This is a genomic window from Streptomyces sp. P17, from assembly GCF_032436805.1.
Lineage (GTDB): Bacteria > Actinomycetota > Actinomycetes > Streptomycetales > Streptomycetaceae > Streptomyces.
This window is the reverse complement of the sequence record NZ_JAVRBF010000726.1, coordinates 1-277: the sequence shown is the minus strand read 5'-3', so window position 1 is coordinate 277 and position 277 is coordinate 1. Positions and strand designations below refer to the sequence as shown.

Below are 277 nucleotides of genomic sequence, written 5' to 3'. Positions count from 1 at the left end.
TAGTGTGTTATCGCCTAATCCTTCAAAACCACTATTTTGGAATATTACCTGTGGTGTAGTAATGATATTGGCGAGATACCTACCTATTATCGGACCTGTAGCCATTGCAGGTATTTTAGCCAATAAAAAGTATATCCCTGAAAGTGCAGGTACTTTAAAAACGGATACCGCAACTTTTGGTTTAATGGTATTTGCAGTAATTGCGATAGTAGCAGCTTTAGCTTTCTTTCCTGCACTTACCCTTGGCCCGATTGCAGAATTTTTTTCTATAAAATAA

1 protein-coding gene is annotated in these 277 nt (G+C 37.2%); it reads left to right on the top strand.

All coding sequences use genetic code 11. The annotated features are described in order from the left end of the window. Positions 1 to 277, top strand: a 277-nt coding sequence (locus RMT89_RS42735) for a potassium-transporting ATPase subunit KdpA (RefSeq protein WP_315889152.1), incomplete at its 5' end; no start/stop codon positions are given.